This window comes from Chryseobacterium sp. WG23, assembly GCF_024586575.1.
In the GTDB taxonomy this organism is placed as follows: domain Bacteria; phylum Bacteroidota; class Bacteroidia; order Flavobacteriales; family Weeksellaceae; genus Chryseobacterium.
In genome coordinates this window covers 145,078-164,464 of record NZ_JALCZE010000014.1, presented here as the reverse complement: position 1 = coordinate 164,464, position 19,387 = coordinate 145,078, and the positions used below count along the sequence as shown (strand labels likewise).

Sequence of the window (19,387 nt, the reverse complement as noted above, 5' to 3'; positions counted from 1 at the left end):
ATAATTTGTAAAATTTAAAATTAAATAATGGATAATCCAGTTATTGAAGAATCGGAAAAAATTAATATTCAGGAAATAATCAAACCCTATTTAAGAAACTGGTTATGGTTTGTAATTATTCCTATAGTGTCTTTAATTATCAGTTATTTTTATTTAAAACTGACTACTCCGGTATTTAGTATTCAATCATCGGTACTTATTAAAGATGCTAAAAAAGCTCCTTCTGGTGGTGGAGATTTTGGCGTATTGCAGGACCTGTCAGTATTGGGAGGGATGGGAACCAATAGTATAGAGAATGAAATAGAAATTTTTAAGTCTAAAAAGTTAATGCAGGAAGTTGTAAAACAATTAAGGTTACAAACTTCTGTATACACAGAATATGGCTTAAAAGAAAAAGAACTTTACAAAAGTACATCTCCTATCATCATTGAAGTAGTTAATGAAAAACCTTTTACAAAAGGACCCAAAAAACCTATTTCAATAAAAATTTCCGGAAATAATATAACGTTAGCTAGCGATGAATTGCCTGAGGTTAAAACTCAGTTCAATAAAATTATAAATCTTCCTTATGCTAATATAATCATATTGAAAAATTCCCAGTTTAATAAATTAGAAACTGGTGAAATGGGAGATATATACATGACTTATTCAACCGTTGATGGTGCTGTGGATAACTTACAAAAAATATTAAATGTAGCATTGGTAAATAAAGATGCTACAGTAATTGGATTATCTCTGAATTATGCGAATGTATCTAAAGCTAAAGATATAGTAAACAAATTAGTAGAAGCTTATAATAATGAAGCTATTTCAGATAAAAATTCAGAATCTAAAAAGACAAAAGATTTTATAGATGACAGAATCAATATCATTTCAAATGAATTAGGACAGGTTGAAAATGAAAAGGAAAAATTCAAATCGAATAATCAGATTACTGATTTAGTAACAGAAGCTAAAATTAATCTTGAAGTTTCTGCAGAAGCAAGAGCAAAACAAATTGATCTTGAATCTCAGCTTGAACTGACCAATGCGTTGATTGATTTTATGGGTAGACAAAATAACAGTCAGGTTCTACCTACCAATATTGGTTTAAATAATACCACTGCTACCACTAATATTTCTGCATACAATCAGTTGGTATTGGAGAGAAACCGTTTATTAGAAAATGCAACTCCTCAAAACCCATTAATTATAGATCTTAACAAACAGATTTCGTCTTTAAAAGGCTCTGTTATGGAAAGTCTTATTAAAAACAGAACAGGGATTCAGTTAGCTAAAAATCAATATGAAGGAGAGCAGAACAAGATAAGCTCAAAAATTACGAAAATTCCTGCTCAGGAGAAGATGTTTAGGAGCATTGAGAGACAGCAGCAGATAAAGGAAAATTTGTATTTACTTCTATTACAGAAAAGAGAAGAGACTGCTATTTCTTTAGCTGTAACAGCCAGTAAAGCAAGAATAGTAGATTATGCTTATGCTTCACCTAAACCGGTTGCACCAAAAAAAATGCTTATACTGTTAGGAGCATTGGTTTGTGGTTTTGCTATCCCTTTCCTTATTGTATATCTAAAAGAACTTCTTAATAATAAAGTGAAATCAAGAAGTGATCTAGAGAAACTTTCTAATGGTAAATCTGTAATAGGTGAAATCCCTGGTTTATTAAGAGGTCAGGATGAATTGGTAAAACTTAATGATCTTTCACCTTTGGCAGAGGCATTTAGAATTCTTATTACCAATATGAATTTTATGATTCCTAAAAAGAAAGATGCTAAAGTGATCTTCGTTACCTCAACGGTAAAGGGAGAGGGGAAAACTTTTGTTTCCGTTAATTTAGCACTTACTTTAGCTACTCCGAATAAGAAAGTTATTATTATTGGGTCTGATATTAGAAACCCACAGCTTCAGAGATATAATCCTGCTAGAAAAGGTTTGTTAGGTCTCACAGAATATTTGTACAGTGATAAAGTAAATATTAAGGAAGTTGTACACGTATCTACGTTCAATCCTTATTTGGATGTTATCTATTCTGGAAGCATTCCTCCAAATCCCACGGAACTTCTTACAAATGGACGTTATGAACATTTAATTGAAGAATTGAAAGACCAATATGACTATATTATTCTGGATACGGCTCCTTTAATGCTTGTTACAGATACATTCCTGATAGCCGATATGGCTGATGTTACTTTATATGTAACAAGATCAAGATATACAGAAAATGCATTAATTGATTTTGCAAATAAGAGTATCAGCAGCCAGAAAATTAAAAATGTAGGCTTTATATTAAATGATGTTGATAAGGATTACTTTGGATATGGTAATAAATATGGGTATGGATATCATGCTGAAGAGCAAAATTGGTTTACAAAACTAAAAAACAGATTTTAATTATGGATAAGCCGGTTCTCATTACACTTCCTAAAATTGTTGATCCCAGGGGTAATTTGTCTTTTTTTGAACATCCCAATCAGTTACCCTTTGAGATTGTAAGAACTTATTGGGTCTATGATGTGCCAGGAGGAGAAATAAGAGGAAGCCATGCGTTCAAAGAACAGCAGGAGTTTATTATTGCACTTTCAGGAAGTTTTGATGTAATACTCCATGATGGTATAAAAGAAGAAAGATTTTCTTTAAACAGATCTTACTATGGTTTGTACATTCCCAAAATGTATTGGCGAAGATTAGAGAATTTTTCTACTAATTCGTTAGCCCTTATTGTATCAGACAAGCTATATAATAATGAAGATTATATTAGAGATTTTGAAGAGTTTAAAATATTAGTCAATGGAAAGTAAGGCTTCAGTATTTGATTGCAGTGTAATTGATTTGGGAAAAATCAATTTTGCAGAAGGGAATCTAACAGTTGTTGAGAACGACTCATCATTTCCCTTTAATATAAAGAGAGTATTTTATCTTTATGATATTGCTGGTGGTGAAAGCCGTGGAGCACATGCCCATAAAGAATGCCACCAATTCCTCATTGCGGCAAGTGGCAGTTTTGAAGTAGAACTGGATGATGGTATTTATAAAAGACAGGTTTTTCTAAACTGCCCTAATATGGGACTTCATATTCCTCCTGGAATCTGGGCTTCAGAAGTTAATTTTTCATCCGGTGCTATTTGTCTGGTATTGGCATCTCATACCTATAATGAAAGAGACTATATTAGAGATTATAGTAATTTTTTAGAATTTTTGAAATGAAACAATTAGTTAGAAATGTTAAGATAATAGGAACAGGCTCTTATGTTCCATCAACAATATATACAAATGAATATTTAGAAACCATTTTACCAACAAATGCTGACTGGATATTTGAAAATTTAGGAATTAAAGAGAGAAGAATCGCAAGTGAGACAGAAGCGACTAGTGATTTAGCATGGAGAGCAGGTGAAAAAGCAATTAGCAACGCAGGATTAACAAAAGATGATATTGATTTAATCATTGTTGCAACAGCTACTCCGGATCGTCTGGCCCCTTCAACAGCATGCATTGTTCAAGATAAATTACAAGCCTATAATGCCGCTGCATTTGATATTTCAGCGGTTTGCAGCGGCTTCTTATTTGGAATGTCTGTTGCCTCACAATATGTGGCGAGCGGAGTCTATGATAATGTTCTCATCATTGGTGCGGATACATTCTCTAAAATTACTGATTGGACGAGGAGAGATGCTGTTTTCTTTGGTGATGGAGCAGGGGCTGCCGTTATTTCTCACTGTAAGGATGATGGAGGTTTCTTAGCATATCGTCTTTATTCTGATGGAAAAGGAAAAGAAAATTTTACAATTCCTGGGGGAGGATCAGAATTTCCTGCTACTTCAAAAACATTGGAAGAGAAGAAACATTTCTTTAAAATGAACGGAAGTGCTGTTTACGAAACAGCAACGAAAGTTCTTCCCAAAGCTATTATGCAGGTTCTAGAAGATACTGGACTGTCAATAGAAGATGTAGATTTAATGGTACCACACCAGCCAAGTATCAAAATTTTACAAAAAACAGCCGAAATAATTGGCTTACCTTTTGAAAAGGTAATGACTAATATGGATAAATATGCTAATACTTCTGGTGGTACTTTGCCCATTTTATTAGATGAATTGCATAGAGCAGGAAAGATAAAGAAAGGGAATATTATTCTTTTTGTTGCAGTCGGAAGCGGCTGGACTTATGGTGCATCCATTATTAGATGGATGTAATTTAATAAATAAATATAACAACACAATATGATTATAATAATTGGAGCCTCAAAAGGGATTGGTAATTTTCTGTATGAGAAATACAAATCTTTAGATTTCAAAGTTTTAGGTACTTATAACAATACTTCTTCTTCAGATGAACTTTCTAAAGTGGATGTTACAGACTATCAATCAGTTTCAAATTGGATTGATAGCAATGTAGAATCATTAGAAAATATTACCCTTATCAATTGCGCAGGAATTACATATAATGCCTTTGCTCATAAATCGGATCCTGATGCATGGAAGAAGGTTATTGATGTGAATCTAGTTGGAACTTTCAATTGCATAAGAGCAGTATTACCAATAATGCGTTCTCAAAAATTTGGTAGAATTATCAATTTTTCCTCTGTTGTTGCCACTAAAGGTACACCTGGAATTAGTGCATATGCAGCATCTAAATCTGCACTTTGGGGAATGTCTAAGTCATTAGCTCAGGAAAATGCAGGACTGAATATAACGATTAATAATATTAACCTGGGATATAGTGAATTGGGAATGATAAGTCAGGTACCACAAGAATTTCTTGAAAACTTGGTTAAACAGATTCCTGCTAAAAAGCTATGTGAGCCGATTGATATTTTTAGAACAGTGGATTACTTAATTAATTGTGAATATATCAATGGTTCATCAATTGATCTAAATGGAGCATTAATATGAGTAACAAATTAATTAAAAACCAAATAGAGCTTAGAAAAAATGAACTCTTGCATTATGCACCAACAAGCTTTTTTAGAAAGAACTCTGAAAAATCATTTGAATATTTTGTTAAAAATGATATTCTTTCAAAAACAGACGGAGGAAGTGAGATTTATAGCGTTGATATAGAGGATCACACATATAATTTCTTTTATGAATTCTTAGAATGGGATAGTGAATTTTTTAAAATACCCACCCTTAAACTTACCTATATACTTTTCGGAGAAACTAACTATGCAAACCTTCTAAAAGCAATTTCAGCCTTTAAAGAAAATGTTGTTAAGAGTAATTACATTTTTATTGAAATTCCTTCTGAAGATATTTTTGTTATTCAGGCATTAAATGAAAGCATGTTTAGGCTGGTAGAAACGAGGATGACATATTATCTGGATCTTAATAAATTTACAAACAACAGATACGCTGTAAGAGAAGCTCAGGAATCTGATATTATAAATTTAAAGAAAGTTTCCTCTGAAATGGTTAATCCATTTGATAGATTTCATGCTGATGTTTGCTTGGATCCTGTAATTGCAGACAGTTTTCTGGGTGTATTTGCAGAAGAATCAGTAAAAGGATTTGCAGATTATGTGATGGTTCCAAATGAAGAAGGAGTGCCGGCAGATTCATTTTTAACAGCTAAATATTATCAAAGCTGGTGGGATAATATTGACCTTAAAGTATCTAAAATGGTATTAAGTGCAGTATCATCCAAAACAAACCAAGGATGGTATGTTAAACTTATTTCCGAAATGGCATATCATTTAAGAGAACAAGGAGCCGAATTTGCCCTTATGCATCCTGCTTCAACAAATAAAGCCGTAATTCACTCTTATGAAAAATTAGGATGTAAATTGGGTAAAGTTTCACATATTTTAACATACAAACTGAGATGATAAAGTTTTTAGATTTACAAAAAATAAACATGGTTTATCAACAGGAGATAGAAGATAGAATTTTAAAGACTTTCCGTTCAGGATGGTATCTATTAGGTGAAGAATTGAAAAACTTTGAAGAAAAATTAACTCAATATATAGGATCAAAGCATGCGATTGGGGTAGCCAATGGTTTAGATGCATTGCGTCTTATTCTTCGAGGATATATTGAATTGGGTATCATGCAGAAGGGAGATGAAATTATAGTTCCTTCTAACACTTATATTGCTTCTATTCTTGCCATCTCAGATAATGGGCTGGTTCCTGTCTTAGTGGAGCCGGAGATCAATACTTATAATATCGATATTTCTAAAATCGAAGAAAAAATTACCCCTAAGTCGAAAGGAATCCTTATTGTACACCTTCAGGGAAGAGTTGTGTTTTCTGAAGAGCTTAAGAAAATAGGGGAAAAGCATAATCTTAAAATTATTGAAGATAACGCTCAAGCTATTGGCGCAGAATGGAAGGGCATAAAAGCTGGAAATCTTGGGGATGCTGCAGGTTTTAGTTTTTATCCGGGTAAAAATCTTGGAGCTTTGGGAGATGCCGGAGCTGTAACAACCAATGATGATGATTTGGCAAAGGCAATAAGAGCTTTAGCAAACTATGGTTCTAATCAGAAATATGTTAATATATATCAGGGATTAAATTCGAGACTTGATGAGATTCAGGCTGCTGTACTGGATGTGAAGCTGAAATATATTGATCATGAAAACGAAGTAAGAAGGCATATTGCCAAAAGATTAATTGATGGAATTGAAACCTCTGGTATTATACTTCCGGAATATCCTGTAGATGAGAAGGAACATGTATGGCATGTTTTTGTAATCAGAACAGAGAAAAGAAATGAACTGCAGGCTTATCTTACAGAAAATGGAATACAAACTATTATTCATTATCCAATTCCGCCACATAAACAAAAGGCTTATAAAGAGTTGAATGATCTATCATTTCCGATTAGTGAAAAAATTCACAACGAAGTTTTAAGCTTACCAATTAGTCCAGTAATGAGTGAAGATGAAGTTACCAAGGTAATACATATACTTAATAACTTTTAATGATTTCAAAAGCAAAAAAGGTACTTTCCAGTGATTTAGTAAAAGTCTTTTCTTACACAGGACTTTCTACACTCATTAAATTAATTACAAGTTACATTACAATAAAAGTAGTTGCCAATATTATTGGACCTGCTGGGGTTGCTCTTGTTGGACAACTGCAAAATTTTACGGCTATATTTACTACAATTGGTGCTGGGGGAATTAATAATGGTGTTGTAAAATACGTGTCAGAATATAAGAATGATGAAACAAGATTAAAAAAATATCTTAGTAATGGTTTTAAATTAACTATATATTTTTCTGGGATCACAGGATTATTTTTAATTTTTCTTGCCACATATTTGAGCCGGTGGATTTTATTTGAAGAGAAATATTATTATCTTTTTATATTATTTGGACTGAGTTTGATCCTATTATCTCTCAATAATTTTTTTCTGTCAGTTCTTAATGGTTTTAAAGAATTTAAAAAGTTTGTAACCATCAATATTTTCACAAATATTATTAGTCTTTTATTTACAATCATATTAGTTTGGTTATATAATCTGACAGGTGCATTAATTGCATTAGTAACATATCAAGGATTTATTTTAATAATTACTTTATTTTATCTTAGGAATAAAAAGTGGTTTTCGAAAGAATTATGGACATCCTGGGATAAGAATATTGTAAAAAAATATTTTTCATACACACTAATGGCATTTGTTACTGCACTGACAGTTCCTGTTTCACAATTGCTAATTAGGGGATATATTATTAAAGAATATTCTATTGTAGAAGCTGGTTTTTGGGAAGGTATTAATAAAATATCTGCTATGTATTTGATGTTTATTACAACATCTTTTAGTGTATATTATTTACCTAAACTTTCTGAAATTAATGATAATGAAACTCTTAAAAAGGAGGTGTTTAAGACCTATAAAATAATAACACCCTTAATATTTGTAACATTATTATTGATCTATCTATTAAAAGATTTCGTCATTAATATACTTTTTACAAAAGAATTTTATCCCATGAAAGATCTGTTCTTTTGGCAATTATTGGGTGATTTTTTTAAGGTATCAAGTTGGTTATTAGCTTTTATAATGGTTGCTAAATCTATGACTAAGCTGTTTATTTCTACAGAAATTATATTCTCTGTTTTATTAGTGGGATTGTCTTATTATTTAATTAATATAAATGGATTAATCGGAGCTACACAGTCATATTGTATTAATTATTTCGTTTACTTTTTAACAATGATTTTTATATTTAGATATAAATTTTATAAAACAACATGAAAATAATAATTCCAATTGTTGGATCCTTTGGTAAGTCGGGAGGTTTCCGTGTATTATCTCAACTTGCTAATTATTGGATCAAAGATGGACATAAAGTCGTCTTTTTATCATATATTAATGCTACGGATCCATATTTTCCAACAGAGGCAGAAATACTATATTATGATAATAAAGGAGATGTACTAGAGCAAAAAGATAATAACCATCCTAAAGCTTTTTTGGGTGTGTTTCAACTTAGGAATGCATTGAAAAAAGCACTCAATCGGTTAGAGGCAGATATTGTATTAGCTAATCATTGCTTTACAGCTCAACCTGTAAAAAAATCTTCTATCAACGCAAGAAAATTTTACTATGTACAAGCTTATGAACCTGATTTTTATTATCACAAAACAATCAAAGATTTTATTTTTAAAAGAATAAGTAAAAAATCTTATAAGCTAGGTCTGGAAATTATTGTCAATGCTTCAATGTATAAGAGTTACAATGAAATAAAAACAGATAAGGTAATATTTCCTGGTTTAGACCTTGATATTTTTAAACCGTTACCAATAAATAAGGACTCTAATAAAATAGTTTTAGGAACTATAGGGAGGTTGGAAGAATATAAAGGAACGATATATATAATTGAAGCTTTTAAGATTTTACGTAAGAAATTAGGTGATAAAATAGAACTTCATATTGGTTTCGGAGAGAAGCATTTAGAGGAAATAGAGGGAATAAAAATACTTTTTCCTGATGGTGATAAGGAGCTTGCTCAATATTATAATTCTCTGAATTTTTATATTTGTGCAGGAACTATTCAATTGGAAGCAATACATTATCCTATTATTGAATCTATGGCATGTAAAGTTCCGGTGATTACAACCGGCTATTATCCGTCAAATGATGATAACTCTATTATTGTTCCTATTAAAGATAGCATATCATTGGAAAAAGCAGTAATAGCAGCTATTAATGAACCGGAAGCTGTTGAATTAAGAAATGAAATTGCATCTAATAGTATTAAACAGTTTGATTGGAAAATTATTTCTCAAAAAATGATAAACTACTTTTCTTAGATAATAAAATCTTTAATTAGTGATCAATTTTAGTCATTAAAATAATTGGTTTTATAAAGTTTAATAATTTATTGTGAAATAATGTTTTATATAACGCGATACTGAAATAAATAAGAAATTTTTACTAATTGTATATGTATGAGATATGCTTATTAATGTGTAATAAGATTTACTAACCTTAATAATATTTAGATAAATAAATCACAAATGTAAAATGATAAAGAAGGGAATTTTAAAGAAATATACTTTATAGTTTTAAACTTAAATAAGTAAAGATTATTAAATTAGTAAAATAGATTGAGTATTTATGTTAGCATATAGTTATTTGTTTTTTTTTGTAGCCTTAATTAGTGTTGGCCCTATTCCCAAAAAGGTGAAGTTATTCTTATTATTTGTTATATTGTCTTTTTTTGCGGGGACTAGACTTGATATTGATAATGATTATGGATTATATGAGTATAATATTCAATACATAGAATCAAGTATTAAAGATTTTGCTACTAGGGATTCTCCAATGGAATGGTGTATGTATATTATTCCTAATTTTTTAAAATTATTTATTCAATCTAAAGTCGAAATCATTAATTATACCTTTTTAACCTTTGCTTTTTTAGGTGTTGGTATTAAATTAATTGCAATTAATAGACTTACTCCCTTTTTCTTTTTGAGTATTATACTATATACTGCTAATCTATATTTCATGCAGGAGATGACCACGATAAGGGCTGGAGTTGCTACAGGTATTTTTCTTTGGTCTATAAAAGATATTGAAGAAAACAGAAATAAGATATTTTTTGTAAAGCTTGGATGCGCGTTTTTATTTCATTATTCTTCAATCGTTTTTGTAATGACTTGGCTTTTACATAAATTCAATGTTAAGTATAAATGGTTGATTTTAGGATTGTGTCTTGCGATGTTAGTACCTATCCTAAATCTTAATTTTATTGAAATCCTTCATCTGAATGTTATTTCAGATAAGGCAGATGCTTATATGAAAATACAAGAATATGAAGAAAAGAAGCTTAACTTATTTAACTTTAAGATTATAATTTCATTATTTTATCTGATAATTTTTTATTGGCAAAGAAATAAAATTTCTGTTGTAGGTTTTGATTTACTTTTAAAAATTCACTTTTTATCCTTAATATTATTCTTTTTATTCAGCACTACAGGTCTTACTTTTTCATTAAGAACTTTTGAATTACTTTCAATCATACAAGTTATATTATATCCTTTAATTATTTTATGCTTTATGTCAAAGCTTAGAATTTGGGGATACTTGCTGGTAATGGGGACATCTTTTATATTTTTTTACTATAATATTTTTATTGCAGATTTTTTAAAGGAATACACATCATGGCTATTTTAGAACAAGATATTATTTTTGGGATTGTTTTATATAATGAAGACATACAAACTAGTAAAACTTATATTTCTTTAGTTAAGAGTATTAGAATGATTTCTCCAACTTATATCCCTGCAACAATATTAATTTTTGATAATACACCAAGGGTTGAAAATCAAAAGACTATCGAAGTTGTTTCATTTGATGATTTTATTAAAGTCCATTATTTTACAGAGAATAAAAACAGAGGTTTACCTTATGCATATAATTTCTTTGCACAAAAAGCAAAAGAAATGAATAAAAAATGGATAGTTTTATTGGACCAGGATACAACATTGCCTATCTGTTTTTATGAAAATTATTTAAATATAGATGCTTCAATTCAGGTACATTGCCCATTGGTTTTTACAAATAATAAACTTATGTCTCCATCTTATTATTGTAATTTTAGATCTTATCCAATGTCTGTTCCTGATAAAAATATTATTGAACTAAAGAAAATCAGTTGTATTAATTCAGGATTAATGATTAACTTAGATTTTTTTCTTAAAGTTGGGGGCTACAACCCAGATCTTTTTTTAGATTTCTGTGATCATGATTTTATTCATAAACTAAAGGAATTAAAAATAAATTCATTAGGTATAATTCGCTGTAAACTAGATCAGGACTTTTCAGCAATTAATCATACAAAAGAACAGGCGCTTTTAAGATATAAGCTTTTTGTGAAGGATTTGAAGACGTTTTATAAAGGAAAAAATAATTTTCAAATTTTCAGTTATGTAGATTTACCCAGACTACTGAAACTTACTTATCGATATAAATCTCTGGAATTTTTTAAAATTAGATTTATTTAGGTTTATAAAAATAACTAATATCCAGAGTAAGAAAGTTCTGCTGGCTAATATTGTTTCTGAATTTCATTTTTGAAATTTGATTTTTGGAAGTATAAGTTTGAGTAACCAAGGGTAACCCTCCTTTGTACTGAGTTGATAAAAATTTATTATTACTAAATTCACCAACGCCATTTATATCGTTAATTGTTACTCCGTGTATTGAAAAGTTTTTAAATGTATTACCAAGGAAATTAATATTTCTTGTAATTCCGTAAAATCCTAATCCATTTCCATTTTTATAGCCATCAAATAAACAATCTTTAAAGGTGATTGTATTTGCACCGCCCTCCGTTACTACATTGTTAATTGTATTGAAAATATTAATAAAATGAACATTTTCAATAAGTACACCATAAGCTTTCCGAAGATCCACAGAAGATAATGAATTGGTGATTTTAGAATTTTTTAAAATTATATAGTATTCAGATGAATTAAAGTTTTCAAAACTGGAATTCCCTATTACACCTAATGCAGAATTAACATTATTAAATGTACAATTTTCTACTATGTAATTCTTATTTGAAAATTGGTTTGCTTGAATAGAAGATAGAAGAATAATATTTACTGCAGCAATCCCGCCGATATTATCAAAAGAGCAATTCCTGATAACCCCATTTCTGGAAACTAAAAAGTCGCGATCTGGTTCTATATCTATAGCACCTGGCATATCTTTTCTAGTAATATTTTTGAATTGACATTTTTCAATTAAAAAACCATCACAATAATAAATAGAGACTCCTTGTCGATTGTCTTTATTTACTCCATCAAAATTACAATTCGATATTGTTACATTTTTATTATATGCATAAGAGTAAATATTTAAGTCAGTACCAGCATTTATAGCAATGCCATCTCCATAAAAGCCAATAAAAGAGCAATTTTCTATTTTGAAATTACTAACACCATGAGCAGAAACCTGATGTAATAATTCATCAAAACCATTTTTCTTCACTTCGGACTTAAAGGTAAAGCCACTTATTCTAATGTTTTTTATACTTTTACTATCATCTTTTTGATTTGATACTTGTGCGTCAAAAACAAAGCAGCCATCAGCAGCATAACGTTCAGAAAATGTTTTAAATAAACCATTATGAACAGTTTTACGTAATTGTGGTACGATCTGGTGTATAGTTACATTGTCTCCTTTTATAGTAATATTGCTATATTTTTTACCAAAGAAGGTTAAATGTTTAATATAATAATTTCCAGTTGGCACAATTAATGTCCCTCCATTTTTGCTGGCTAAATAATCAACTGCTTTTTGAAAGGCATTTGTATCTTCTTGTGCATCAAAGCCATTAGCCCCGTATTGTGTTATGTTAATTTGTATTAGATTTTGAGCACTATAATTTTGATAAAAAACACTGGTAATAAGTATAATTAATATTTTAGAAATATCCATAATATAGTTTTAACTTTGCAAAAATACAAGTATTTTTGCATTATAAATAGAATTGATTACATGACTGATGAAAAAAAAATATCCGTATGCCTTGCTTCTTACAATGGAGAAAAATATATTAAAGAACAATTAGAGTCCATTTTACTTCAGCTGTCAGAAAATGATGAAGTAATTATTTCAGACGATCATTCTACAGATAGAACAATTGAGATCATTAAATCTCTAAAAGATACACGGATAAAAATTTATGAAAATAGTAATGGAAAAGGGCCAATAAAAAATTTTGAAAATGCTATTTGTAATGCTTCAGGTGATATTATTTTTCTTTCTGATCAGGATGATATTTGGAAAGAAAACAAGGTCCGGAAGATTATGTCAATGTTTAGTTCTGATGAGACAATAACTTTAGTTTCCAGCAATGCAGAATACATAGACCAAGATGGACATCCAACAGGTACTAATTTTTTTAAAGGACATGTGCCTGAGAGATCTTTGTTACACCACTATGTAAAGCCTGAATTTTTAGGTTGTACTATAGCTTTTAAAAATAGAATTATAGATAAGTTACTCCCATTTCCCAACAAAATACCAATGCATGACTGGTGGATAGGAATGATGCATATATATTATGGAAAAGTAAAATATGTACCTGAAGCCTTAATTTCTTATAGAAGACATGATAACAATGTTACTTCTAGAAAAAAAAGTAAACTCTCAAAAATTATTAGATGGAGAGTAGATTTTTTGTTTAATTTTGTAAAAACCATTTTAAAATAAATGTTATGAAAAGAAATGAATATGCAGATTTAATTTTAAAAAAACTGCAGGAAAAGAAGGAAGATTACAAAAAAGAATTTAATTTACCCGACAGAATAAATTCTTGTATAATAGATAATTTGTTACCTGAGAATGTTGCCAAAGAAATTTACGAAGCATTTCCAACACCTGAGGAAATGACTGCATATAAGTCTTTACGAGAAAATAAAAGAATTGCAGCACAGATGGATTTGTATAATCCATTATTAGAAGAAATTGTTTTTGCATTCCAAGATCAAAGAGTAATTGACATTGTTGAAGAAATTACAGGATTGAAAGAAATGACACCTGATTCTAATTTATATGCAGGAGGAATTAGCTTAATGGCTAAAGGTAACTTCTTAAATCCTCATTTGGATAATTCACATGACAATGATCGTGAAAATTATAGAGTTCTAAATTTATTATATTATGTAACACCGGACTGGGATATTGAAAATGGTGGGAACTTAGAATTGTGGGACAATGGAATGGATAGTAAACAAAGAGTACTTCATTCTAAATTTAATCGTTTAGCTTTGATGATTACAAATAAAACTTCTATACACTCTGTTAGCAAGGTGATTGTAGATCGCAAAAGATGCTGTGTTTCTAATTATTATTTTTCCAAAAAACCTGCTGAAAAAGAAGAATATTTTCATGTCACATCATTCTATGGCAGACCAGATGAGCCTGTAAAAAATGTTATTTTAAGAGCAGATGCTTTATTAAGGCAGACAGTTCGTAGTGTGACAGGAAAAAGAATTGTGAAAACAGATCATATTTATAAAAAGAAAGGAGAAGACGAATAGTATGCTATATATTTCCGTAGTTACTTTTAACACAAATATTAATGATCTTTCTAAACTTTTTGATTCATTTATAAAAATTAAAACTGATTTTAGAGTAATAATCATAGATAATTCAAAATCAGATTCTTTAAAAATTTTCTTTAAAGAATTTGATTTTGTTGATTATATTCATAATCCTTTAAATCCAGGATTTGGAGCCTCTCACAATATTGCTATTACAAAATCTATAAATGATAATATTAAATATCATTTTATAGTTAACCCTGATGTCTATTTTGAAGAAGACGCTGTTACAAAAATGGTTGATTTTGTTAAAAATCATTCAGATATTGGAATGATGATGCCTCAAATTCTTAACCTTGATGGAACTGTTCAAAATTTACCTAAATTACTACCCTCACCATTCAGTGTTCTTTTGCGTAAACTGAGAAAACCTAATTTTATTTATGAACCTTTTATAAATAAATATGAATTACGACAAGTAGATAAAAACACGATTTACGAAGCTCCAATTTTATCAGGATGTTTCACTCTTTTGAATATTGAAGCAATAGAGGACGTAGGTATGTATGATGATGTTTTTTTTATGTATTTTGAAGATTGGGATCTTTCCAGAAGAGTTCATACAAAATTTAAAACAATTTATTATCCATTAACTGCAGTTTATCATGGCTATGAATCTGGAGCAAACAAAAATAAGCACCTCTTTAAAATTTTCGTTAAATCTTGTATTTATTATTTTAATAAATGGGGGTGGTTTTTCGATAAAGAAAGAAGAAAGATTAATGATAAAACTTTAAAACAATTTAAGTGATAGTCATAATTACAGGAATTTCAGGTTTTGTCGGAGAAAACCTTTCAAAATTTTTAAAAGATAATGATTATAACCTTCAAAATCTTTCATTACGAAAAGAATGGAGACTAAAAAGAGATGCTAATGCAATAATTCATCTTGCAGGAAAAGCCCACGACACAGCAAATACCTCGGCTGACGAAGAGTACTTTAAAATAAATACAGAACTTACCAAGAAACTTTTTGATGAATTCTTGGATTCGGATATCAGAGATTTTATTTATTTCAGCAGTGTAAAAGCAACAGCAGATACCGTTGATGGAATTTTGGATGAAGGACATGTATCCGACCCTAAGACACCTTATGGAAAATCTAAGCTTTTGGCTGAAGAATATTTATTATCAAAAAACCTTCCCGAAGGAAAGAGGTTTTTTATTATCCGTCCATGCATGATCCATGGTCCTGGAAATAAAGGAAATCTGAATCTCTTGTATAAAGTTGTAGAAAAGGGTGTTCCGTGGCCGTTAGCTGCTTTTGACAATAAACGTTCATTTTTGAGTATTGACAATTTAAACTTTTTAATACACGAAATTCTTAAAAATAAAGATATTCCCTCCGGAATTTATAATTTTGCTGACGATGAAAGTATTTCTACAAATGATTTGATAGAAATTATAGGAAAGGCTTCAGGTAGAAAAAGCAAGCTGTGGAAGCTGCCTTCCGGAATGATTTCTTCAGCAGCAAAATTAGGTGATGCTTTAAAATTACCTTTAAATTCTGAAAGATTGAAAAAGCTAACGGAAAGTTATCAGGTTTCAAATGAAAAAATTAAAAATGCTTTACATATAAAAAAACTTCCTGTATCCGCAGAAGAAGGCCTTTTTAAAACAATAAAAAGCTTTAAAAACACATGATGGAATATATAATTATAATAATTGCCTTATTTATTGTAATGCTGTTGTATTTTAAAATAGCCGATAAATATAATATTATTGACAAACCCAACCACAGAAGCGCCCATACACAGATTACCTTAAGAGGCGGAGGAATTATCTTTCCTGTTGCATTTATTATTTTTGGGTTGTTTAATCCCAGCTTGGTAATAGAGGAGTATTGGTCTTTTGGACTGGGTCTGCTTGCCATATGTACAATAAGTTTTATTGATGATGTTAGAACATTATCTAATAAAATAAGGCTGTCTGTTCATCTTATTTCAGTTATTTTGCTGTTATATTTTACCGGAGCCTTTGCCTTAATGCCTTTCTGGGTCTGGCCTATATTATTTGTTGTGATCATAGGGACACTCAATGCCTATAACTTTATGGATGGTATTAATGGGATGACAGGGATTTACAGTCTGGTTACCCTGGGATCTCTGGCATATATCAACAGGGAGATTATTCAGTTTACAGATCATGATTTTATTTATTATCCCATATTGGCATGTCTTGTCTTTTTGTTTTTTAATTTCAGAAAAAAAGCAAAATGTTTTGCCGGTGATGTGGGAAGTATGGGAATCGGCTTTTGGGTAATTGGGCTTATTACATTGCTGATCATGAGAACAGGTGAATATAAATACATCTTACTTTTGGCCATCTACGGAATGGAAGTAGTACTTACCATTATTGAAAGAATAGTATTAAAAGAAAATATTTTCGAGGCCCATAGAAGGCATTTATATCAGCTTTTCGCCAATGAGGAAAAAGTATCTCACTTAGTTATCAGCAGTGTTTACGCTCTAGTACAATTATTCATAAATATATTTTTAATACATTCGCACTTGCCAATTTGGGCTATTGTATTAATTGTTTTTATTCCTGCAGGTGGTATATATCTGGGATTAAAATTGAGCTTAAAAAAGAAATACAGTTTATAAGAAAATTAAAACCTAAATATGAAAATAAAAGAAACTCCCTTAAAAGATTGCTACGTAATAGAACCTACTATTTTCGAAGATGAGAGAGGTTACTTTTTTGAAAAGTATAACGAGAAAAGATTTGAAGAGTTGACGGGAATGAATGGTCATTTTGTACAGGACAATATTTCGAAGTCTTCTTATGGTGTGTTGAGAGGATTGCATCTTCAAAAAGGAGAACATGCACAGGCAAAGTTGGTATCTTGCCTTGAAGGAAGAGTTTTTGATGTCGCTGTAGACCTTCGTAGAGAGTCTCCTACTTTTGGCCAGTGGTATGGTGTTGAGCTTACTCCTGAAAATAAATTGCAACTTTATGTACCAAGAGGATTTGGACATGGTTTCTCTGTATTAAGTGAAACTGCTGTTTTTTCATATAAATGCGATAACTTTTATAATAAAGAATCAGAAGGAAGCGTTATCTGGAATGATTCTGAATTGAATATAGACTGGAAGTTACCGTTGGATGTAGTTCAACTTTCAGATAAAGATAGAATCCTGCCTACATTTGCTGAGGGAAACTTTTAAATAAGATATTGAAAACCACTTTTCTAAAGTGGTTTTTATTTTTTAATTTTTTACTCTTCAATATTTTGTATCTTTGCACACTCAAAATCAAAAAGATGCGCACAAAATCTGTAGGGAAGAAGAAAATCAATGTAGTTACTCTTGGATGCTCCAAGAATGTATATGATTCTGAAGTTTTAATGAGCCAGTTGAAAGCGAATGGCAAAGAGGTGGTTCATGAAGACCGCGGTGATATTGTAGTCATTAACACCTGTGGATTCATAGATAATGCCAAAGAAGAATCTATCAATACGATCCTTGATTATGTAGAAGCTAAAAACAGAGGAGAAGTGGAAAAAGTATTCGTTACAGGGTGCCTTTCTGAAAGGTACAAGCCGGATTTGATAAGAGAAATTCCAGATGTAGACCAATATTTTGGAACAAGAGACCTTCCTATTCTCTTAAAGCATCTTGGAGCAGATTATAAACACGAATTGGTTGGAGAAAGGTTGACAACCACTCCTAAACATTATGCTTACCTTAAAATTTCAGAAGGCTGTGACAGACCTTGTTCATTCTGTGCCATTCCCTTGATGAGAGGCGGGCATATTTCTACCCCTATCGAAAAATTAGTTACTGAAGCTCAGAAACTGGCCAAAAAAGGAACAAAAGAATTGATTCTTATTGCTCAGGATCTTACCTATTATGGATTAGATCTGTACAAAAGACGTGCACTTGGAGATCTTTTAAAAGAATTGGTAAAAGTAGAGGGAATAGAATGGATTCGTCTTCACTATGCTTTCCCAAGTGGATTTCCTGAAGATGTTCTGGATATCATCCGTGAAGAACCGAAAGTATGTAATTATATCGATATTCCCCTTCAGCATATCAATTCAGATCTTTTGAAATCTATGAAGAGAGGAACTACCCATGAAAAAACAGATGCGCTTTTAGCAAAATTCAGAGAGAAAGTTCCGGATATGGCTATTAGAACGACTTTAATTGTAGGATATCCAGGCGAAACCCAAGAGAGGTTCCAGGAACTTAAAGACTGGGTAAGAGAACAAAAATTTGATAGATTAGGATGCTTTACCTATTCACATGAAGAAAATACAACGGCCCATGTATTGGAAGATGATATTCCACAGGAAATAAAAGAGGCAAGGGTAGAAGAAATCATGGAATTGCAGTCACAAATTTCATGGGAAAAAAATCAGGAAAAAATAGGTAAAACCTTTACATGTGTCTTTGACCGTAAAGAAGGAAGTTACTTTATCGGAAGAACAGAATATGACTCTCCAGATGTAGATAACACAGTTTTGGTTTCAGCTGAAGAAACCTATATTTCTATAGGAGAATTTGCAGAAGTGAAGATTACCTCAGCTGAAGAATTTGACCTATACGGAGAATTGGTGTAATCATTTTTATTTAGTCTTGATTATCAGCAGTATTGAATTTGACTTTCAGACCTGAAATAAAAATATATTAATGAAAATTAACATAAATATTCTGTTTCTGTTAATTTTTATATTGTTGGTTTTCAATGGTTTGCACTTTTGCGATATTAAGATTTTTTAATTTTATTTTATAAAGTATACAAATTAAAAAATTATGTCTTAAATTTGCGCCATAAGCAATATTTTTAAATATATACTCTTAATAAGTATTTGTT

General features: G+C 30.5%; 19 protein-coding genes. 18 read left to right on the top strand and 1 reads right to left on the bottom strand.

Going from position 1 to position 19,387, the window contains the following annotated elements; all coding sequences use genetic code 11:
* Positions 1 to 27: 27 nt before the first annotated feature.
* The 11 genes from MP477_RS20160 to MP477_RS20110 all read left to right on the top strand — a co-directional run bounded on the left by MP477_RS20160 (position 28) and on the right by MP477_RS20110 (position 11,455).
* Positions 28 to 2,388, top strand: a complete 2,361-nt coding sequence (locus tag MP477_RS20160) for a tyrosine-protein kinase (protein WP_257191814.1) — start codon at positions 28 to 30, stop codon at positions 2,386 to 2,388.
* Between the two features lie 2 nt (positions 2,389 to 2,390).
* Positions 2,391 to 2,795, top strand: a complete 405-nt coding sequence (locus tag MP477_RS20155; RefSeq protein ID WP_257191813.1) for an FdtA/QdtA family cupin domain-containing protein — start codon at positions 2,391 to 2,393, stop codon at positions 2,793 to 2,795.
* Complete coding sequence (locus MP477_RS20150) at positions 2,785 to 3,201, top strand: FdtA/QdtA family cupin domain-containing protein (protein ID WP_257191812.1); 417 nt, start codon at positions 2,785 to 2,787, stop codon at positions 3,199 to 3,201. Before MP477_RS20155 ends, MP477_RS20150 begins: the two co-directional genes overlap by 11 nt.
* A complete protein-coding gene (locus MP477_RS20145; RefSeq protein WP_257191810.1) occupies positions 3,198 to 4,190 on the top strand; it encodes a 3-oxoacyl-ACP synthase III family protein in 993 nt (330 codons plus the stop codon). The genes MP477_RS20150 and MP477_RS20145 overlap by 4 nt, the downstream gene beginning before the upstream one ends.
* Before the next feature lie 27 nt (positions 4,191 to 4,217).
* Positions 4,218 to 4,889, top strand: a complete 672-nt coding sequence (locus tag MP477_RS20140; protein ID WP_257191809.1) for an SDR family NAD(P)-dependent oxidoreductase — start codon at positions 4,218 to 4,220, stop codon at positions 4,887 to 4,889.
* Positions 4,886 to 5,821, top strand: a complete 936-nt coding sequence (locus tag MP477_RS20135; protein ID WP_257191808.1) for a hypothetical protein — start codon at positions 4,886 to 4,888, stop codon at positions 5,819 to 5,821. The genes MP477_RS20140 and MP477_RS20135 overlap by 4 nt, the downstream gene beginning before the upstream one ends.
* Positions 5,818 to 6,918 (top strand): DegT/DnrJ/EryC1/StrS aminotransferase family protein, encoded by a 1,101-nt coding sequence (locus tag MP477_RS20130; RefSeq protein WP_257191807.1) that lies wholly within the window; start codon positions 5,818 to 5,820, stop codon positions 6,916 to 6,918. Before MP477_RS20135 ends, MP477_RS20130 begins: the two co-directional genes overlap by 4 nt.
* On the top strand, positions 6,918 to 8,198 hold the full coding sequence (locus MP477_RS20125; RefSeq protein WP_257191805.1) for an O-antigen translocase: 1,281 nt from the start codon (positions 6,918 to 6,920) through the stop codon (positions 8,196 to 8,198). The genes MP477_RS20130 and MP477_RS20125 overlap by 1 nt, the downstream gene beginning before the upstream one ends.
* A complete protein-coding gene (locus tag MP477_RS20120) occupies positions 8,195 to 9,256 on the top strand; it encodes a glycosyltransferase family 4 protein (protein ID WP_257191804.1) in 1,062 nt (353 codons plus the stop codon). The genes MP477_RS20125 and MP477_RS20120 overlap by 4 nt, the downstream gene beginning before the upstream one ends.
* A gap of 307 nt (positions 9,257 to 9,563) precedes the next feature.
* Positions 9,564 to 10,625: an EpsG family protein gene (locus tag MP477_RS20115; protein WP_257191803.1), complete on the top strand. Its 1,062-nt coding sequence runs from the start codon at positions 9,564 to 9,566 to the stop codon at positions 10,623 to 10,625.
* Positions 10,613 to 11,455 carry a glycosyltransferase gene (locus tag MP477_RS20110; protein ID WP_257191802.1) on the top strand — a complete coding sequence of 281 codons (843 nt, stop codon included), beginning with the start codon at positions 10,613 to 10,615 and terminating at the stop codon, positions 11,453 to 11,455. The genes MP477_RS20115 and MP477_RS20110 overlap by 13 nt, the downstream gene beginning before the upstream one ends.
* On the opposite strand, the gene MP477_RS20105 is transcribed toward MP477_RS20110, so the two are convergent.
* Positions 11,448 to 12,896 carry a glycosyl hydrolase family 28-related protein gene (locus MP477_RS20105; RefSeq protein WP_257191801.1) on the bottom strand — a complete coding sequence of 483 codons (1,449 nt, stop codon included), beginning with the start codon at positions 12,894 to 12,896 and terminating at the stop codon, positions 11,448 to 11,450. The genes MP477_RS20110 and MP477_RS20105 overlap by 8 nt on opposite strands.
* Positions 12,897 to 12,956: 60 nt before the next feature.
* On the opposite strand from MP477_RS20105, the gene MP477_RS20100 reads away from it, so the two are divergent.
* The 7 genes from MP477_RS20100 (at position 12,957) to rimO (ending at position 19,133) form a co-directional block, all read left to right on the top strand.
* Complete coding sequence (locus MP477_RS20100) at positions 12,957 to 13,673, top strand: glycosyltransferase family 2 protein (RefSeq protein ID WP_257191799.1); 717 nt, start codon at positions 12,957 to 12,959, stop codon at positions 13,671 to 13,673.
* Positions 13,674 to 13,678: 5 nt separating this feature from the next.
* Positions 13,679 to 14,503 (top strand): 2OG-Fe(II) oxygenase, encoded by an 825-nt coding sequence (locus tag MP477_RS20095; protein ID WP_257191798.1) that lies wholly within the window; start codon positions 13,679 to 13,681, stop codon positions 14,501 to 14,503.
* 1 nt (position 14,504) lies between these two features.
* Positions 14,505 to 15,317, top strand: coding sequence for a glycosyltransferase (locus tag MP477_RS20090; RefSeq protein WP_257191797.1), 813 nt, complete (start codon positions 14,505 to 14,507; stop codon positions 15,315 to 15,317).
* On the top strand, positions 15,314 to 16,210 hold the full coding sequence (locus MP477_RS20085) for an NAD-dependent epimerase/dehydratase family protein (RefSeq protein WP_257191796.1): 897 nt from the start codon (positions 15,314 to 15,316) through the stop codon (positions 16,208 to 16,210). The genes MP477_RS20090 and MP477_RS20085 overlap by 4 nt, the downstream gene beginning before the upstream one ends.
* Positions 16,207 to 17,172, top strand: a complete 966-nt coding sequence (locus tag MP477_RS20080; protein ID WP_257191795.1) for a glycosyltransferase family 4 protein — start codon at positions 16,207 to 16,209, stop codon at positions 17,170 to 17,172. The genes MP477_RS20085 and MP477_RS20080 overlap by 4 nt, the downstream gene beginning before the upstream one ends.
* An 18-nt stretch (positions 17,173 to 17,190) precedes the next feature.
* Complete coding sequence (rfbC, locus tag MP477_RS20075; protein WP_257191794.1) at positions 17,191 to 17,736, top strand: dTDP-4-dehydrorhamnose 3,5-epimerase; 546 nt, start codon at positions 17,191 to 17,193, stop codon at positions 17,734 to 17,736.
* Between the two features lie 95 nt (positions 17,737 to 17,831).
* Positions 17,832 to 19,133, top strand: coding sequence for a 30S ribosomal protein S12 methylthiotransferase RimO (rimO, locus tag MP477_RS20070; RefSeq protein WP_257191793.1), 1,302 nt, complete (start codon positions 17,832 to 17,834; stop codon positions 19,131 to 19,133).
* The last annotated feature ends 254 nt before the right edge of the window (positions 19,134 to 19,387 follow it).

Coding starts and splice junctions, on each gene's coding strand:
- MP477_RS20160 (WP_257191814.1), top strand. CDS start 28: ATGGATAATCCAGTTATTGAAGAATCGGAAAAAATTAATATTCAGGAA.
- MP477_RS20155 (WP_257191813.1), top strand. CDS start 2,391: ATGGATAAGCCGGTTCTCATTACACTTCCTAAAATTGTTGATCCCAGG.
- MP477_RS20150 (WP_257191812.1), top strand. CDS start 2,785: ATGGAAAGTAAGGCTTCAGTATTTGATTGCAGTGTAATTGATTTGGGA.
- MP477_RS20145 (WP_257191810.1), top strand. CDS start 3,198: ATGAAACAATTAGTTAGAAATGTTAAGATAATAGGAACAGGCTCTTAT.
- MP477_RS20140 (WP_257191809.1), top strand. CDS start 4,218: ATGATTATAATAATTGGAGCCTCAAAAGGGATTGGTAATTTTCTGTAT.
- MP477_RS20135 (WP_257191808.1), top strand. CDS start 4,886: ATGAGTAACAAATTAATTAAAAACCAAATAGAGCTTAGAAAAAATGAA.
- MP477_RS20130 (WP_257191807.1), top strand. CDS start 5,818: ATGATAAAGTTTTTAGATTTACAAAAAATAAACATGGTTTATCAACAG.
- MP477_RS20125 (WP_257191805.1), top strand. CDS start 6,918: ATGATTTCAAAAGCAAAAAAGGTACTTTCCAGTGATTTAGTAAAAGTC.
- MP477_RS20120 (WP_257191804.1), top strand. CDS start 8,195: ATGAAAATAATAATTCCAATTGTTGGATCCTTTGGTAAGTCGGGAGGT.
- MP477_RS20115 (WP_257191803.1), top strand. CDS start 9,564: ATGTTAGCATATAGTTATTTGTTTTTTTTTGTAGCCTTAATTAGTGTT.
- MP477_RS20110 (WP_257191802.1), top strand. CDS start 10,613: ATGGCTATTTTAGAACAAGATATTATTTTTGGGATTGTTTTATATAAT.
- MP477_RS20105 (WP_257191801.1), bottom strand. CDS start 12,896: ATGGATATTTCTAAAATATTAATTATACTTATTACCAGTGTTTTTTAT.
- MP477_RS20100 (WP_257191799.1), top strand. CDS start 12,957: ATGACTGATGAAAAAAAAATATCCGTATGCCTTGCTTCTTACAATGGA.
- MP477_RS20095 (WP_257191798.1), top strand. CDS start 13,679: ATGAAAAGAAATGAATATGCAGATTTAATTTTAAAAAAACTGCAGGAA.
- MP477_RS20090 (WP_257191797.1), top strand. CDS start 14,505: ATGCTATATATTTCCGTAGTTACTTTTAACACAAATATTAATGATCTT.
- MP477_RS20080 (WP_257191795.1), top strand. CDS start 16,207: ATGATGGAATATATAATTATAATAATTGCCTTATTTATTGTAATGCTG.
- rfbC (WP_257191794.1), top strand. CDS start 17,191: ATGAAAATAAAAGAAACTCCCTTAAAAGATTGCTACGTAATAGAACCT.
- rimO (WP_257191793.1), top strand. CDS start 17,832: ATGCGCACAAAATCTGTAGGGAAGAAGAAAATCAATGTAGTTACTCTT.